The organism is Oerskovia sp. Root918 (assembly GCF_001428945.1).
GTDB lineage: Bacteria > Actinomycetota > Actinomycetes > Actinomycetales > Cellulomonadaceae > Oerskovia > Oerskovia enterophila.
Map to the genome: position 1 here is coordinate 390,719 of NZ_LMJG01000015.1, position 15,088 is coordinate 405,806.

General features: G+C 70.6%; 9 protein-coding genes and 2 pseudogenes. 1 reads left to right on the forward strand and 10 read right to left on the reverse strand.

What is annotated here, in order from left to right; genetic code table 11:
• Window positions 1-86 precede the first annotated feature (86 nt).
• Window positions 87-1,982, forward strand: coding sequence for a glycosyl hydrolase 53 family protein (locus ASE27_RS16925; protein WP_082609059.1), 1,896 nt, complete (start codon window positions 87-89; stop codon window positions 1,980-1,982).
• 116 nt (window positions 1,983-2,098) lie between these two features.
• Here the strand turns inward: ASE27_RS16925 and ASE27_RS16930 are convergent, their stop codons facing one another.
• The 10 genes and pseudogenes from ASE27_RS16930 to ASE27_RS16970 form a co-directional block, all read right to left on the reverse strand.
• Window positions 2,099-3,463, reverse strand: coding sequence for a cellulase family glycosylhydrolase (locus ASE27_RS16930; protein ID WP_056653094.1), 1,365 nt, complete (start codon window positions 3,461-3,463; stop codon window positions 2,099-2,101).
• Between the two features lie 399 nt (window positions 3,464-3,862).
• Window positions 3,863-5,764 carry a PfkB family carbohydrate kinase gene (locus tag ASE27_RS21205; RefSeq protein ID WP_082609060.1) on the reverse strand — a complete coding sequence of 634 codons (1,902 nt, stop codon included), beginning with the start codon at window positions 5,762-5,764 and terminating at the stop codon, window positions 3,863-3,865.
• Window positions 5,761-6,993 (reverse strand): AGE family epimerase/isomerase, encoded by a 1,233-nt coding sequence (locus tag ASE27_RS16940; RefSeq protein ID WP_056653097.1) that lies wholly within the window; start codon window positions 6,991-6,993, stop codon window positions 5,761-5,763. Before ASE27_RS16940 ends, ASE27_RS21205 begins: the two co-directional genes overlap by 4 nt.
• A pseudogene (locus ASE27_RS21005) lies at window positions 6,990-8,345 on the reverse strand (glycoside hydrolase family 2 protein); the annotation flags it as partial. The gene ASE27_RS16940 and the pseudogene ASE27_RS21005, both read right to left, overlap by 4 nt.
• Window position 8,346: 1 nt before the next feature.
• Window positions 8,347-9,252: pseudogene (locus ASE27_RS21210) on the reverse strand (glycoside hydrolase family 2 protein); the annotation flags it as partial.
• Window positions 9,253-9,629: 377 nt separating this feature from the next.
• Entirely contained in the window at window positions 9,630-10,562 is a 933-nt protein-coding gene (locus ASE27_RS16950) for a carbohydrate ABC transporter permease (RefSeq protein ID WP_082609061.1), read from the reverse strand.
• Window positions 10,559-11,488, reverse strand: coding sequence for a carbohydrate ABC transporter permease (locus ASE27_RS16955; RefSeq protein WP_056653611.1), 930 nt, complete (start codon window positions 11,486-11,488; stop codon window positions 10,559-10,561). Before ASE27_RS16955 ends, ASE27_RS16950 begins: the two co-directional genes overlap by 4 nt.
• 95 nt (window positions 11,489-11,583) lie before the next feature.
• A complete protein-coding gene (locus ASE27_RS16960) occupies window positions 11,584-12,849 on the reverse strand; it encodes an extracellular solute-binding protein (RefSeq protein ID WP_235535473.1) in 1,266 nt (421 codons plus the stop codon).
• Between the two features lie 208 nt (window positions 12,850-13,057).
• Window positions 13,058-14,080: a LacI family DNA-binding transcriptional regulator gene (locus tag ASE27_RS16965; protein ID WP_157257683.1), complete on the reverse strand. Its 1,023-nt coding sequence runs from the start codon at window positions 14,078-14,080 to the stop codon at window positions 13,058-13,060.
• 160 nt (window positions 14,081-14,240) lie between these two features.
• Window positions 14,241-15,011 (reverse strand): SDR family oxidoreductase, encoded by a 771-nt coding sequence (locus ASE27_RS16970; RefSeq protein ID WP_056653109.1) that lies wholly within the window; start codon window positions 15,009-15,011, stop codon window positions 14,241-14,243.
• Window positions 15,012-15,088 lie beyond the last annotated feature (77 nt).

The window sequence follows — 15,088 nt, forward strand, 5'->3', positions numbered from 1 at the left end:
GGCGGTCGGGCCGACCACGCCCCTGGTCGGCCCGACCGTCCGCGGGCCTTGCTCCACCCATCAACGCACCACGTCAAGGAGGACGGATGAGATCGACGAGGAAGAGCACCCTGGGGGTCCTGGTGACCGCGCTCGCGCTCGCAGGCGCCACGCCCGCGAGCGCCGCACCCGCAGCGCCCGGCACCCTGGTGAACCCCGGCTTCGAGGCCGGGCTCACGGGCTGGACCGTCACGAGCGCCTCGGGGCACGACGGCGGGGCGAAGGTCGAGGACGCCGGGCACGGCGCGTCGTCGGGCCGGCTGACGCACTGGGCGGGTGACGCCTACGACGTCACGACGGCCCAGACCGTCGAGGGCCTGGCCACGGGCTGGTGGACCGCGAGCGCCTGGGTGAAGTCGGGCCGCGCGCTCGACGCGACGCGGCTCGAGCTCACGGGCTGCGGGGTCGACGACGCGACCACGACCCCGGTCACCGAGCAGGACGACCAGTGGGTCCGCCTGTCCGTCTCGGCCTACGTGACGGGCGGCGACTGCACGGTCGCGGTCGTGACCGACGGCCCGGGAGGCGCGTGGGCGTCGGTCGACGACGTGACGCTCGAGCGCGGGCGCGTGACGCGCGACGTGCGCGGCGGCGACCTGTCGGGCGTCGCGAAGAACGAGGCCTTCGGCGCGACCTACGCGAGCACCGACGGCACGCCGGGCGACCCGGTCGAGATCCTCGCGGACGCGGGCATGAACCTGGGCCGCCTCAAGGTGTGGGTCGACCCGGCCGACGGGTACAACGAGATCACGCACGTCGTCGAGAGCGCCCGGCGCATCGAGGCCGCGGGCATGGACGTCATGATCGACTTCCACTACTCCGACCGCTGGACCGACCCGGGCGCGCAGGGCACCCCGGCCGCGTGGGTCGGCGGGACGACCGACGAGCTGGCGCAGGACGTCTACGACCACACGCACGACGTCCTGGTCGCGCTGCGGGACGCGGGCGTGACCACGGACTACGTGCAGGTCGGCAACGAGATCAACCCCGGCATGATGTGGCCCTCCGGGCAGACGTGGGACGTGGTCCCGGGCGACGGGTACGACACCGCGCAGTGGGACTCGCTCGCGGCCTTCCTGAGCGCGGGCTCCCGGGCGGTGCGCGACGTGACCCCCGAGGCGCAGGTGATCCTGCACCTGACGAACATCAACGACGGGATCGGCGGCCTCACCTGGTGGTTCGACGAGGTCACCTCGCGCGGGGTCGACTTCGACGTGATCGGTCTGAGCTACTACGGCTACTGGCACGGCAGCCTGGGCGACCTGCAGAACGCGGTCGGGACGCTGTCCGACCGCTACGACCGTGACGTCATGGTCGTCGAGACGGCCTACCCGTTCACGCTCGAGGACGGATCGCCCGCGTGGGAGAACGTCATCGCGACCGAGGACGACCTGGTCCCCAGCTACCCCGCGACCCCGGCGGGACAGGCCTCGGCGCTGCGCGCCGTCCAGGACGTCGTCGCCTCGGCCCCGGGCGGGCGCGGCCTGGGCGTCGTGTACTGGGAGCCGGCATGGACGTCGGTCGAGGGCAACGGCTGGGACCCGGCCGACGCGTCGTCGGGCAACGCGTGGGAGAACCAGGCGATGTTCGACCTCGACGGCCGCCTCCTGGCTCCCGTCGCGGCCGAGCTCGCGCCGGACGCGGCCACGTCGGCATGGACCGCGTCGGCTGTCTACACGTCGGGTGACGTCGTCCTGCACGACGGCGCCGCGTACGTCGCGTCGTGGTGGACCTCGGGTCAGGAGCCGGGCACCTCGGCGTACGGGCCGTGGCAGGAGGCGGCCGCGGCGGACGAGGCGGGCACGAGCCCGTGGGCCGCGACGCGCGTCTACGTCGCGGGCGAGCGCGCGACGTTCGAGGGCGCGACCTACGAGGCGCGCTGGTGGACCAGGAACCAGCAGCCCGACGGCTCCGCGTGGGGCCCGTGGGAGCGCATCGGCTGACGTTCCCCGCCTGACCGCACGCCCGACGGCGCCGCTCACCTCGGAGATGAGCGGCGCCGTCGGGCAGGTGGCCGGGCAGGCCACGGCGATGCGCCCCCTGACGCACCGCCCGAGTGTCAGCTCGCCGAACAGGTCACGGCGGGCGCCGCCGTCGGAGCCGCGCCCGACCCCGTGAAGCCGAACGTCACCGTGCCGCCCGCGGCCACGCTGCCGTTCCACGACTCGTTGGTCACGGTCGCGGTCGAGCCCGACGTCGAGACGATGCCGTGCCACGCCTGGCTGACGCCAGCCCCGGCCGGCAGGGCCCAGGAGGCCTGCCACGACGTGACCGCCTCGTCACCCACGCGGACCGTGACCTGACCCTGGTAGCCGCTGGTCCACGCCTGCTCGACCACGAGGGTCGCCGTGCAGGACCCGTCCGTCGGATCGGTCGGGTCCGTCGGATCGGTCGGGTCCGTCCCGTCGCCGAAGACGCTCGCCTCCTGAGACGTCTGGCGGATGCCATCCTGGCCGTCGATCAAGCGCTGGCCCCACGCCGTGGGCCGCGAGGCGTCGAAGTCGTGCACGATGTCGAGGTACTCGACGCCCTCGCCGTTGCCGCTCCAGGACCAGCCGAGGTAGCCCAGCCCGAGGCGGCGGGTCTCGGACAGGATGGCCGCCTCGGCGACGTCACCGTCCGAGTGGGTGTCCCCGAACTCCCCCACGACGATCGGCAGACCCGCCGCCACGAAGTGCTCGAGATAGCTCGTGACGGTCGACGCCTGGCCGTAGACGCCGTACATGTGGACGGAGAACACGGTGTTGCGGTCGGGGTCTGCGGCGAAGACCGTCCCTGCCTGGTCGCGCATGATGTGCTGCCAGTCCTGGCCCCAGTTGGGAGCATCGACGACGATCGTGTTCTCGTAGCCGATCTGGCGCAGCCGCTGGATCGCGGCCGAGGTGTCGGATGCCCAGCGGGCGTTGGTCGCCGCGTCGTTGCCGAACGGCTCGTTGCCGATGTTGACCAGGACGCGGTCCTCGGATCCCGCGAGCGTCGGGTACAGCGTCTCCCAGTAGTCGACCGCACGGTCGAGGGTGATCGAGCCCGGCGCGTACTGGGGCTCGCCGTAGCCGGTGGTGTCGTGGACCTCGAGCATGCACACGAGCCGGTTCGTGGTGCAGCTGTCGACGATCGAGCCGACCTCGGACGGCGACGTCCGCGTCCATCGGTCTCCGCTCGACAGGACGACACGGGCCGAGTTGGCTCCGGTCGCCTTGATGCCGGCCAGGGCCTGGGTCTGCTGCGGGTACCAGGTGTGCGCATGGTTGATGCCGCGCAGCACCAGGTCGCTCCCGTCGCCCTCGACGAGCCGGCCGTCGACGACGTGGATACCGTCCTCCGCCGTGGCCGCGACCGCGACCGGGACCGTGCTGACGGCCGTCACCAGGACTGTCGCTGCTGCGGCCGCAGCGGCCACGAACCTCCTGCGAAGCGCTCTCATGAACTTCCTCGTTCTCTCGGGGCTGCCGCGTCTTCGCGACGCGTCGACCTTACGGACAACCTGTCCAGGTGCGCAACCTTAAGCGCTTCATTTTCTCGAAACCGAGCATTGAATTCTTCACAGCCGGCACAACCCCTTCCCGTCTCGCAGGCATTTCGCCGGGAGAGACAGGCGCCCGGAGATCTTGGCGATCATCACTCAGGGGGGCGCCTCGGGAAGATCTTCGGGTCACGCGATACAAACGATTACCAAAGCGCTTCACCTATGTACGAAATGAACGCACCTCTACCGAATCCCTCGCCTCGATCGTCGGCACCTCGACCATGCCCGCCCGGCACGCCGATGACCTCCAGGACGAAATCACCCTGGAGGTCTTCGGACGACCGTGACGCCGTGCTCTCAGACCTGCCGCATCCGCTGGTAGGCGACGGTCACGACCTTCGCACCGGGCTTGCCGTGCATGCAGTAGTCGTCGTCCAGCGCTGCCCCCTCCGCTGGGTAGAGCTCGGCCGGCCAGTCCCAGAGGAAGAACCCCGAGACCCACGGGCGCCGTGAGCAGGCCTCGAACATCTCCTCGAGGTAGGCGGCCTGCTCGTCGCCCGAGGGCGCCCCTGCGAGCGTCCAGTCGTTGGGGCGGGCAGCCGATCCCTCACGGCTCGGGCAGCCGGCCTCGAGGAACACGAACGGCTTGTCCTCCCGGGCGACCACGCGCTCGATGCGGTCGAGGTGCCGCTCCCACGTACCTGTCGGGTAGTAGCCCGACGAGCTGATGACGTCGACCGCGTCCCACCAGGTCAGGCGGTCCTCCTGGTACTTGTCACAGTTGTACGTCACCAGGCCGGGGTACACCTCACGCACCTGTCGCACGAGCTCGCGCCACTGCTCCTCGCGAGCGTCCGCGCGGACCATCTCGCAGCCCACGCAGAACATCTCGGCCTCCACCTCGGCCGCGATCCGCGCGTGGTGCACGACGAAGGCCGTGTAGGACGTGAACCACTCGTCCCACGTCGGTTCGCCCGGCACGTCCTGGTCGAAGAACCCGATGTGGCCGCGCCAGGTCCCGTCGGCACTGTTGACCACGGGCTTGAGGCAGACCTTCCAGCCGCGCCGCTGCGCCTCACGCACGGCATGGCGGACCTCGTCGTCGGTGACCGTGGGCTCCTCGCCGAACGGGATGTCCGTCGACTGTGCGGTCGCCTGCTCGGCCGCGTAGGTGACGGCGACCCAGGTCACGGCGTCGAGCGCCTCGAGCTCGTCCATGGACCGCTGAGCCTCGGGGCCGTCCCACGTCCCCCGGACACCGGTCCAGCCCCAGGTCATGCCTGCGACCGGTGCGCCGTCGAACGAGGCCGGGAGGACCGGGCCCATGACCTCGGCGAGCTCGGCGCGCGTGGGCGGGTTCGCCCCCGGCCTCGAGACCGTGACCGAGGCCGCCACCGCCGCGCGCCGGGCGGCCCAGCGCAGCGCGGCGTCGGACAGGCCACGCAGCCTGTTCCGGCCCTCGGCCCCGTGGACCCCCATGTCTGCGAGAGCGTCGAGCAACGCGCCCGTGAAGGTGTCGCCCGCACCGACCGTGTCGACCACGGTCACCGACCTGCCCGGAACGTCCTGTCGACGACCGTCGGGCCGGACGAGCGTGCAGCCGTCCCCGCCGCGGGTCACGACCACGAGCCCGGGACCCCAGGTCGCCCAGCGCGCGGCAACGTCTGCCGGGTCCTCGTCGGGGAAGAACCAGCGCAGGTCCTCGTCGCTCGCCTTGACGACGTCGCTCAGCGCGACGAGCTCCTCGACCCTGTCGCGCGCGGCCGGCATGTCCGCGACGAGCGCGGGGCGCGCGTTCGGGTCGAGCGAGACGACGGCGTGACCACGCGCCCGGCGTACGGCGTCACGCACGACATCGGCACCAGGAGGCAGGACGGTCGCGACCGACCCCACGTGCACCACGTCGGCTCCGGCGACGTCGACCTCCTGCAGGTCCCACGCGAGGTCGAACGCGTACGACGGGACCCCGTCGGGGTCCAGCGTGACCCGCGCCGTCGAGGTGCGGCCCGAGGCGGGAGTCTCCGCCCGCACGACCACGTCGCTGTCCGCGAGCCAGCGACTCACCGTGACGCCTCGCGTGTCCTGGGCGAGCGTCGTCGCGAGCGTGACGGCGCGACCGAGACGCCCGAGCGTGATCGCGACGTTCGCCGGGCTCCCCCCGGGGAGATCGCGAGGCCGTCCCGCGGCGTCGGGCACGACGTCGACGAGCGCCTCGCCGACGATCAGCACCTGGGGTGCGGTGCGCGTCGTCGGGGTCATGCGACGACCAGCCCGTCCCGCGCGGCACGGGCCAGGCTCGGCCCCAGCGGTACGCGCGGGAGCAGCGTCGCCTGGACCGCGTGGTAGAGGTCGGGCTTGCCCGGCCACACACCGTCGGCCGGTGAGTTGAACTCGTCGAGCTGGTGCCGCCACGAGCCACGGTCGACGTCCATGAGGTACGTCGCGACGTAGTCCCACCACGCGGCGTACAGGTCGGCGAAGCGGGCCTCGCCCGTGCGCCGGTGGAGCGCGTCGGCCGCGCCGATCGCCTCGGCGGCGACCCAGTGCATGCGGTCACGGACCACGGGACTGCCGTCCCAATCGGTCGTGTAGACGAACCCGGGAGCGCCGTCCCTGGCCCAGCCGTCCTCGACCGCACGGTCGAACAGCAGCGAGGCCGTGGGCGCCAGGCTCGACGACGCCCGCTCGCCCAGCGACGCCTCGGTCTGCAGCAGGAGGCGGGCCCACTCGAGCCCGTGCCCGATCGTCGCTCCGTACGGCTTGAACGGGTCGTCCGGGCGGTCGCGGTTCAGCTCGGGCTGCGGAGTCCAGTCGGCGTCGAAGTGCTCGGGCAGGCGTCCGTCGTTCTCCTCGGCCAGGGCGACCACGAGCTCGCAGATCCGTGCCGCGCGATCCCGCCAGGCGTCGTCGCCGAGGCAGTCGGCGACCGCGAGCATCGCCTCGACCGCGTGCATGTTCGCGTTGAGGCCTCGGTACGGGTCCACGACGGACCACGACGTGTCCCACTCGTCGACGCAGCGGCCGGCCTTGTCGTCCCAGAAACGCTCGAGGAAGACGCCGGTCGCCTCGCCGAGCAGGTCGCGCGCTCCCGGGATCCCCGCGAGGGTCGCGCTCGAGGACGCGAGCAGGACGAACGCGTGGTCGTAGCAGCTCTTGCCTGCCCCGACGTCCGGAGCACCCTGCTCCGTGAGCGCGTGGTGCCAGCCGCCCGACTCCGCGTCGCGCAGCACGCCCGTCAGCCCCGCGAGGGCACCTGCAGCGATCTCGGTCGAGCCCGGTACGCCCAGGAGGGCACCCAGGCTGTAGACGTGGACGGTCCGGGCCGTGATCCAGGTCTGGACGCCTCGCGAGAGGTCGGGGATCCCGTCGTCGTCCAGGTAGGCGGCGCCACCGTCGGCGAGCGCCGCATGACGCCCGAACCCGAGGAGCCTGCGGCACTCGTCGTCGAGCCAGGACCGGTGCGTGGGGAGCGTCTGCCAAGGCCTCATCGGGCCACCTCCGTGACGAGCTGGTTGGTGTGCCGCAGGACGCGCGGGTCGGCGAACGCGGCGGGGTCGAGCACTTCGGGGCACGTGACCTCGAAGGTCACGGACTCCCCGGGGAGCAGGGTGACGAGCATGTCGTCGACGACGGCGTCCGGGTGGACCTTGTCGACGAGGAGCGCGAGGTCCTGGACGAGCACGTCGGTCGTGACGCGCACGCGGGCCCCGGTCGGGGTGAGGATCGGCTCGACGGCCAGCGTGGGAGCCTCGAGCGCGCTGTCGCGAGGCTCGGCGAAGAACCACGTCGCACGCTCGGCGCCGAGCGTCGCCACGAGGACCTCGTCCCCGGGCCGTGCGGGGGCGGCGACGTCGGACGGCACCGGCACGGTCGTGGTGGACCGTGCCCCGAGCCCGACGGGGACCTTGACGCCCTGGAGCTCGACGCCGTCGAACCGGAGCCGGCGGATCACCAGGTCCCCCGACCACGCCTCGCCCGAGTCGTTGACGACGGCGACGACGAGCGGCGTCCCGGGTTCGCCGTTGCGCGGCTGGATCGTCACGAGCCGGTCGGCGTACGCGTGCTTGAGCGCGTACAGCAACGGCTTGGCGTGCCCGTCGCCGTCGACCGCAGCCCATGACGTGACCGGCCAGCAGTCGTTGAGCTGCCAGACGACAGAGCCCATGCAGACCGGGCTCCACGAGCGCAGGTGCTCGATCGCGACGCGCACCGCGGTCGCCTGGTTGAGGGACATGGCCCAGTGCCAGTCCTCCATGTCGTCGGGCAGCGGCAGGTGCGCGACGAGCCCGTCGATGAGCTTGTCGTTACCCTCGATCGCCTTCTGGTGCACGAGCATCCCGGGCGACTCGGGCGTCAAGGGGTCGTCGCTGATCGAGCGGGTGAGCGTCGACCAGGTGGGCGGGCCCTGCCAGCCGAACTCGGCGAGGAAACGCGGCACGACGTCGCGGTAGTGCGGGTAGTCCTCCCGGTTCCAGAGCTCCCACGAGTGCATCGATCCGTGCGCGGGGTCGTTCGGGTACACGTCGAGCGTCCCCGACCAGGGGCTCGACGGCGTGTAGTCGCGCGTCGGGTCGAGCTCGGCCACGATTCGCGGCAGCAGCTCGGTGTAGTACCCGAGGCCCCAGGTGCGCCCGTCGAGGCGCTTCTCCCAGTTCCAGTCCTGATAGCCCCAGATGTTCTCGTTGCTGCCGTTCCACAGCACGAGCGAGGCATGGTGGGAGAGCCGCACCACGTTGTCGCGGACCTCGGCCTCGACCTCGCTGCGCAGCGGCTCCTCCTCGGCGTAGGCCGCGCACGCGAACAGGAAGTCCTGCCACGTGAGGATGCCGCGCTCGTCGCANACGGACCTCGGCCTCGACCTCGCTGCGCAGCGGCTCCTCCTCGGCGTAGGCCGCGCACGCGAACAGGAAGTCCTGCCACGTGAGGATGCCGCGCTCGTCGCACAGGTCGTAGAAGTCGTCGGCCTCGTAGATCCCGCCGCCCCAGACCCGCAACAGGTTGATGTTCGCCCGCTCGGCCTGCGCGATCCGCGCGGCGTACCGCTCGCGCGTCACGCGGTGCGGGAACGCGTCGTCGGGGATCCAGTTGGCGCCCCGCACGAACACGGGCTGGTCGTTGACGACGAACCGGAAGGACGTGCCGTGCTCGTCGGGCTCCATCTCGAGGCGAACCGCGCGGAAGCCGACCCGGCGGCTCGCCGAGCCGAGCAGGTCGAGGCCGCTCGACAGGACCACGTCGACGTCGTGGAGCGGCTGGTCGCCGTAGCCCCGAGGCCACCACAGGTCCACGGAGGGAACCACCACGTCGACGATCGCCGAGCTCGCGCCCGACGCGACCTCGACCACCCGCTCGACTCCTGCGACGTTCACTGCGACGCGGACGGCTGCCGACTCCGCGGAGTTCCGCTCGATCTCGACCTGGACGCGGACACGACCGGGGGCGCCGTCGACTGCTCCGTCGGCGACCGATGCCTCGACACGGACCGAGGACAGACGCGCAGCCGTCCAGGACTCGAGCCGCACGGGACGCCAGATGCCCGACGTCGTGGTGTCGAGCCCCCAGTCCCACCCGAAGCTGCACGCCATCTTCCGGATCGCGTTGAACGGGTGCTTGTTGACCTGCGGCCGGTAGCCGAGCGCGAGGCTCTGGCGGTCGGCGTAGCGCACGGGCGACGCGAAGCGGACCACGAGGTCGTTGCCACCCACCTGCAGCGCGCTCGAGACGTCGAACCGGTACGTCCGGTGCATGTTCACGGTCGAACCGAGGACCCGACCGTTGAGCCGCACCTCGGCCACGGTGTCCAACCCGTCGAAGACCAGGTCGTGGCGCTCGTGCGCGGCAGCCTCCTCGACGGTCCAGGTGAGCGTCGTGCGGTACTCCCAGTCGCTCCGCCCGACCCACCCGAGCAGCGCCTCGTTGTCGTCGAGGTACGGGTCGGGGATGAGACCTGCCGCGAGGAGGTCCGTGTGGACGCTGCCGGGCACGGTCGCCGGGACGCCGACGAGAGCGGCGGCCGACGGAGCCGTGACGCCGGCGCCCTGCGGGGCTGAGCCACCCGCGATCGAGAGGGTCCACCCCTCGTGCACCTCCCGGGCGACGAGAGTCCGGTGGGCCTGGTGGTCTGTCACTTGGTAGCTCCTGAGGTGAGTCCGTTGTAGATGTGCCGCTGGAGCAGGAGGAACGCGACGAGCGTCGGCACGATCACGAGGATCGTGCCGGCCGCGATGACTTCCCACTGCGAGCCGTAGGGGCCCTTGAAACGGAACAGGGAGGTCGAGATGACGCCGAGGTCCCGCGAGGGCATGTAGAGGAAGGGGATGTAGAACTCGTTGTAGATCGCGAGGCCCTTGATGATGACGACCGTGGCGATCGCGGGGCGCAGCAGCGGGAAGATGATGCGCGAGTAGATCGTCATGCGGTTGGCACCGTCGAGCATCGCCGCCTCGTCGAGCGAGCGCGGGATCGACCGCATGAACTGCAGGAAGATGTAGATCGCGATGATGTCGGTGCCCATGAAGAGGGCGATCGCCGCGCCGCGCGTGTTGAACAGCCCCAGGCCGTTGATGATCTGGAAGGTCGCGACCTGCGTCGTGACAGAGGGGACGAGCGTCGCGAGCAGGAACATTCCCATGACGAGACGGCGTCCGCGGAAGTCGAACCGGTCCACGGCGTAGGCGGTCATGGTGCCGATGAGAATCGTCCCGGCGAGCGAGACCACGAGGATGATCGTCGTGTTGACGAACCCCTCGAGCATCTTGCCGTTGACGAACGCCGTGGCGAAGTTCTCGACGTTGAACCAGTTCGACGGCGGGTCGAGCGGTCCGGTGTTCGCGTACTCCTCGCTCGACTTGAACGCCGCCATGAAGATCGTGACCAGCGGGATGATCGCCGCGGCGCACGCGATCACGAGCGAGACGTACTTGAGCGTGGTGCCCAGGGGGCCGAGGATCGCGCTGAACGACCTGGTCTGCTGTGCGAAACCCTGACGCATCCGCTCGGTCACGCTGGGCTGGTTGGTCCGGGTAGGACGGTCGGTGGTGACGTGCTGCTGGCTCATGCCAGGTCTCCCTTCTCCTCCGGGAAGAACCGGCGCTGGACCCAGCTCACGAGGAGCACGAGGAGCAGCAGGACGACGGCCATTGCCGACGCGAGGCCTACCTTGGAGAACTTGAACGCGGTGTTGATCGTCTGGATGACGAAGGTCTCGGAGCCGTTCGCGCCGCCGGTCATGATGAACGGGATCTCGAAGACCGAGAGCGCCCCCGAGACCGCAAGGATGAGCGAGAGCCCGACGATCTGGCTGATGCTCGGGAGGATGATGAAGCGAAACTTCTGCCACGACGTCGCGCCGTCGAGCTCCGCGGCCTCGTACTGCTCGTTCGGGATCGACTGGATCGCTCCGAGGAAGAGCACGAAGTTGAGGCCCATGTACCGCCACACGGACGTCGCGGCGAGCGACACGTTGACGAGCGACGGGTCGCCCAGCCACAGAGGTGCCTCCTGGACACCGACGAGCCCCAGGAGCGCGTCGAGTGTCCCGCCCGGCCGGAAGAAGAAGAGGAAGACGAGGCCGATCGCGACGCCGTTGAGCAGGTAGGGGAAGAAGATGATCCCCTTGAACCAGTTCCGGAACCGGGTGCTGAAGCTGAGCACCGTGGCGAAGTACATCGCCAGCACGAGCTGCAGGAACGCACCGACCAGGTAGTAGAGGCTCACCAGGAAGACCCGGAAGATCTCGGGCCGGGTGAAGATCTCGACGTAGTTCTTGAAGCCGACGGGCTCCTTGACGGCGTCGAAACCGTCCCACGACGTGAAGCTGTACCAGACCATGTTCGCCACGGGGACGTAGGTGAACAGGATCAGCAGGCCCAGGGGGACGGCCAGGAAGAGCCAGGGCGTGACCTTCCAGCCTCTGCGGGTCGGTCGCGGACTGCCCGGGCTGCGGGAGTCCGCAGCGCGAGCGGGCGCGGTGGTTCCACTCATGACGGCCATGAAGTGCTCATTTCTCAGAGGAGCGGCGAGGGCGGGGCCCGCGACAGGGGTCGCGGGCCCCGCGCTGCTGTGCGGAGCGGCTGCGATCAGCCGTTGTTGGCGACTCGTGCAGCGTTCCAGCGCGAGTTGAGGTCCTCGAAGAACGAGAGACGGTCACCTGAGGCAGCGCCGCGCGCGACGTCGATCAGGTTGCGTCGGTACTGGTCACCGAAGAGGTCGATCTCGGCCTCGTTGTAGATGTCGGAGTCGAGCGACTCCTCGCCGGCCGGGGCCGGAGCGAGCTCGACCTGCTCGACGCCGAAGGCCTCGAAGTCCTTGAGCGTGTCGGGGGACTCGGCACCGACGACGGGCGAGATCCCACCCTGGTCGACGGCGAAGGTCGAGTCGGTCACGAACCAGTCGAGCCACGCCCGCGCCGCGTCCTTGTTCTCGGAGTGCTTGGAGATCCCGAGCTTGTAGTCACCGCCCACCCGCGAGTGGAACGTGCCGTCGGTCTGCCACGGCATGGGCCAGATCGAGATGTCCTCGGGGGCGCCGCCCACGGTCTCGGTGGCGCCCTGGATCTGCGGGACGGCCCACGATCCGAGCACCATGGCGGAGACCTTGCCCGAGGCGAGGAGGTTCTTGGACTCCTCCCAGTTGGTCGTCGTCGGGTCCTTCTCGGACAGCCCGCCGGCCACGACGTCGAACAGCAGCCCGTCGATCGCGTACTGCTCGTTGCCGTCGGACCACGGGGCGGCCTGGGCATCCCGGCTCTGAACCGCTTCAGGGCCCGCGAAGCTGCCCTGGTTGTTCTGCCACTGCGAGAGCGGCCAGCCGTCGGCGTAGTTCGTGTAGTACGGGACGGCCTCCGTCTGGTCCCCCACGGCCTGGAGCGCGTCGAGGAACTCCTGCTGGGTCTTCGGCGGCTCCGTGATCCCGGCCTCGGCCCAGACCTTCTTGTTGAGCACGTAGCCGTTGGCCGTGCCGAACGTCGCGATGCCGTAGGCCTGGCCCTCGAAGGCCTGCTCGTCGATGAACCGGTACTTCGAGGACAGGGCCTCGACCGTGTCGAGCGGCTCGAAGAACTGGGGCAGCTGGTCCTTGGTGACCGAGTTGGGGATCAGCAGGACGTCGCCGTAGTCCTGGGAGTTGAGGCGGATCGAGACGTCTCCCTCGTAGTCCGTGATGGCCTCGAACTCGACGTTGACGTCGGGGTAGACCTTCTGGAACTCGGCGACGTAGTCCTGGAGCTCGGTGTCGACGATGTCGGTGCGGTTCGTGAGGACCGTGATGTCCCCGGAGACGCCCCCCTCGCTCGAGCTGCCACTGTCCTCACCGGTTGAGCAAGCGGTCAATGTCAGCGCTGTCATCACTGCCAGAGCAGCCGCTGCGTGCTTCCTTGCCATGGTGTTCTTCCCATCTCGCTGTCGTCATTGACGCGCGCCGGTCAGCAACGCTGCAGACCCTCGTCCGACGAGGTGCTCCGCGGCCTTCTCTGGCGCAACAGGATCTAGTGAAGCGCTTAAGTTCTGTTAAGTCAAAGACCTCAGGTCACGATCGGGCAACGGAGGAGAAGCGTCAGGCGAGGTGCGCGCGGGCGGTGGTGCCCCGAGGGCGAAGCGCGGGCGTCGAGTCGAGGAAGGAGGCCGGCTCCGCGCCGTCCATGCGGTCGAACAGCCGGCGTGCCACGTGCGCGCCATAGCGCGTCACGTCGTGGCTGAGCGCGGAGAGCCGGGGATACGTGGCTTCGCACAACGGCGAGTCGTCCCACGCGATGATCGAGAGGTCGCCCGGGACGGCCGCACCCATCTCGGTCGCGACGCCGAGCCCCGACAGCGCCATGACGTCGTTGTCGTAGATGATCGCCGAGGGCGGTTCCTCGGAGGTCAGGAGAGCGCGCGTCCCTGCCGCTCCCTCGACGGCCGTGTAGTCGGTCCGCACGACGACGCCCTCGACGCCCAGGCGCGCGGTCTCGAGCGCGAACGCGTCGTCACGGATGTGGGTGTGCCCGAAGCTCTCGACGCCCGCGACCCGGGCGATCCTGCGGTGTCCCATCATGTGCAGGTACCGCACGCTCTCGCGCATCGCGGCCGCGTCGTCGGTCCAGACGTTGGTCAGCCCTCCGGCCAGGGACGAGTCACCGACCACGACCGCAGGCAGGGCGTCGGGGGCCCGTAGCAGCTCGATCCGCGGGTCCTCGACCCGCGGGTCGACCATGATGACCCCGTCGACGCGGCGCGCGGCGCGCCACTGACGATAGGTCCGCACCTCGCTCTCGAGGTCCGGGACGACCTGGAGAAGAAGCGCATAGCCGCGCTTGGACAGCTCCGACTCGATCCCGGCGAGGAACTGCATGTAGAACGACTCGACGCCGAGCATGCTCGGGTCGCGCGCGAGCACCAGACCGATCGTCTCGGTCTTCGCGCCGGACAGCGACCTCGCCGCGGAACTGGGCGCCCAGCCCATGTCCGTCGCGACCTTGAGGATGCGGGCACGTGTGTCCTCGGAGACGCCGGGCCGGTTGTTGAGCGCGTAGGACACCGCGCCGGTCGAGACCCCGGCCTTCTGCGCGATGTCGGCGATCGTGATACGAGCCACCATCCTCCTCCTTGCCTGGGACAGCGGCCGAGACCGCCCTCGTTGCCGTCGCTGGCGAGCGCGTGCCACGTCGTCGGTCCCCCGTGCGTCGTCGACGCGTCGCGCCGGGGACGGGTGGGTCAAGTCTGCCACTGCTGCACCGGTCCCCTCCCCAGGCCGCGGCTCACCGCCCCCGGCCGTACCTCTCCAGCAGGTACTGCCCGTACGTGCCGGTCCCGTAGGGCTCGCCGGGCACCATGTGGTGCCCGGCCGCGAAGGCCGCGAAGGTCTTCCCCGGCACCCGCACCCGCGCGACCGGTCGGCGGCTCCCGGTCGCCCGCGCCCAGGCGCGCGCGGCCTCCCGGCCCGTGATGCGCTCGGGTCCGCCGATGTCGCCGACCCGGCCCGCGGGCCCGGCGGCGACGATCTCCGCGAGGCGCGCGGCGACGTCGGGCACGGCGATCGGCTGGACCTCGAGCGCGGGCGTGAGGAGGACGGGCGAGAAGCGCTGCGCCGTGAACATCCCGACGACGAGCTGCGGGAACTGCGTGGCCCGCAGGATCGTGTGCGGCAGCCCGGACGCGGTGAGGATCGACTCGACCTCGACCTTGGCCTGGTAGTAGCCGAGCGGGATGCGGTCGACGCCGACGATCGACTGGAACACGACGTGCCCCACGCGCGCGTCGCGGGCCGCGGTCACGAGCCTGCGGCCCATCTCGACGTCGGCGCGGGGCCCGCGGGTCGCGAGGTGCAGGACGACCTCGACGCCGTCGAACGCCTCGCCCAGCCCCTCACCTGTCGTGAGGTCGCCCGTCACGACGCCGGGCGTCGTGCCGGCCGAGCGGCTGAGGACGCGGACGTCGTGCCCGGCCTCGCGCAGCAGGTTCACGGTGGGGGTGCCGAGAGTGCCGGTGCCGCCCGTCACGAGAACTGTGGTCGCACGCGCTGTGGTCATGGGAGTTCCCTTCCGACCGCGCGTCGTGCGCGGGAGTGCCGCTGGGGGGCGTTCGCCTCGCCCGTCCTTCTGTTCAT

Excerpts from the sequence above, each read along its gene's own strand:
- ASE27_RS16925 (WP_082609059.1), top strand. The coding sequence starts at position 87 with ATGAGATCGACGAGGAAGAGCACCCTGGGGGTCCTGGTGACCGCGCTC.
- ASE27_RS16960 (WP_235535473.1), bottom strand. The coding sequence starts at position 12,849 with ATGACAGCGCTGACATTGACCGCTTGCTCAACCGGTGAGGACAGTGGC.
- ASE27_RS16955 (WP_056653611.1), bottom strand. The coding sequence starts at position 11,488 with ATGAGTGGAACCACCGCGCCCGCTCGCGCTGCGGACTCCCGCAGCCCG.
- ASE27_RS16930 (WP_056653094.1), bottom strand. The coding sequence starts at position 3,463 with ATGAGAGCGCTTCGCAGGAGGTTCGTGGCCGCTGCGGCCGCAGCAGCG.
- ASE27_RS16965 (WP_157257683.1), bottom strand. The coding sequence starts at position 14,080 with ATGGTGGCTCGTATCACGATCGCCGACATCGCGCAGAAGGCCGGGGTC.
- ASE27_RS21205 (WP_082609060.1), bottom strand. The coding sequence starts at position 5,764 with ATGACCCCGACGACGCGCACCGCACCCCAGGTGCTGATCGTCGGCGAG.
- ASE27_RS16970 (WP_056653109.1), bottom strand. The coding sequence starts at position 15,011 with ATGACCACAGCGCGTGCGACCACAGTTCTCGTGACGGGCGGCACCGGC.
- ASE27_RS16940 (WP_056653097.1), bottom strand. The coding sequence starts at position 6,993 with ATGAGGCCTTGGCAGACGCTCCCCACGCACCGGTCCTGGCTCGACGAC.
- ASE27_RS16950 (WP_082609061.1), bottom strand. The coding sequence starts at position 10,562 with ATGAGCCAGCAGCACGTCACCACCGACCGTCCTACCCGGACCAACCAG.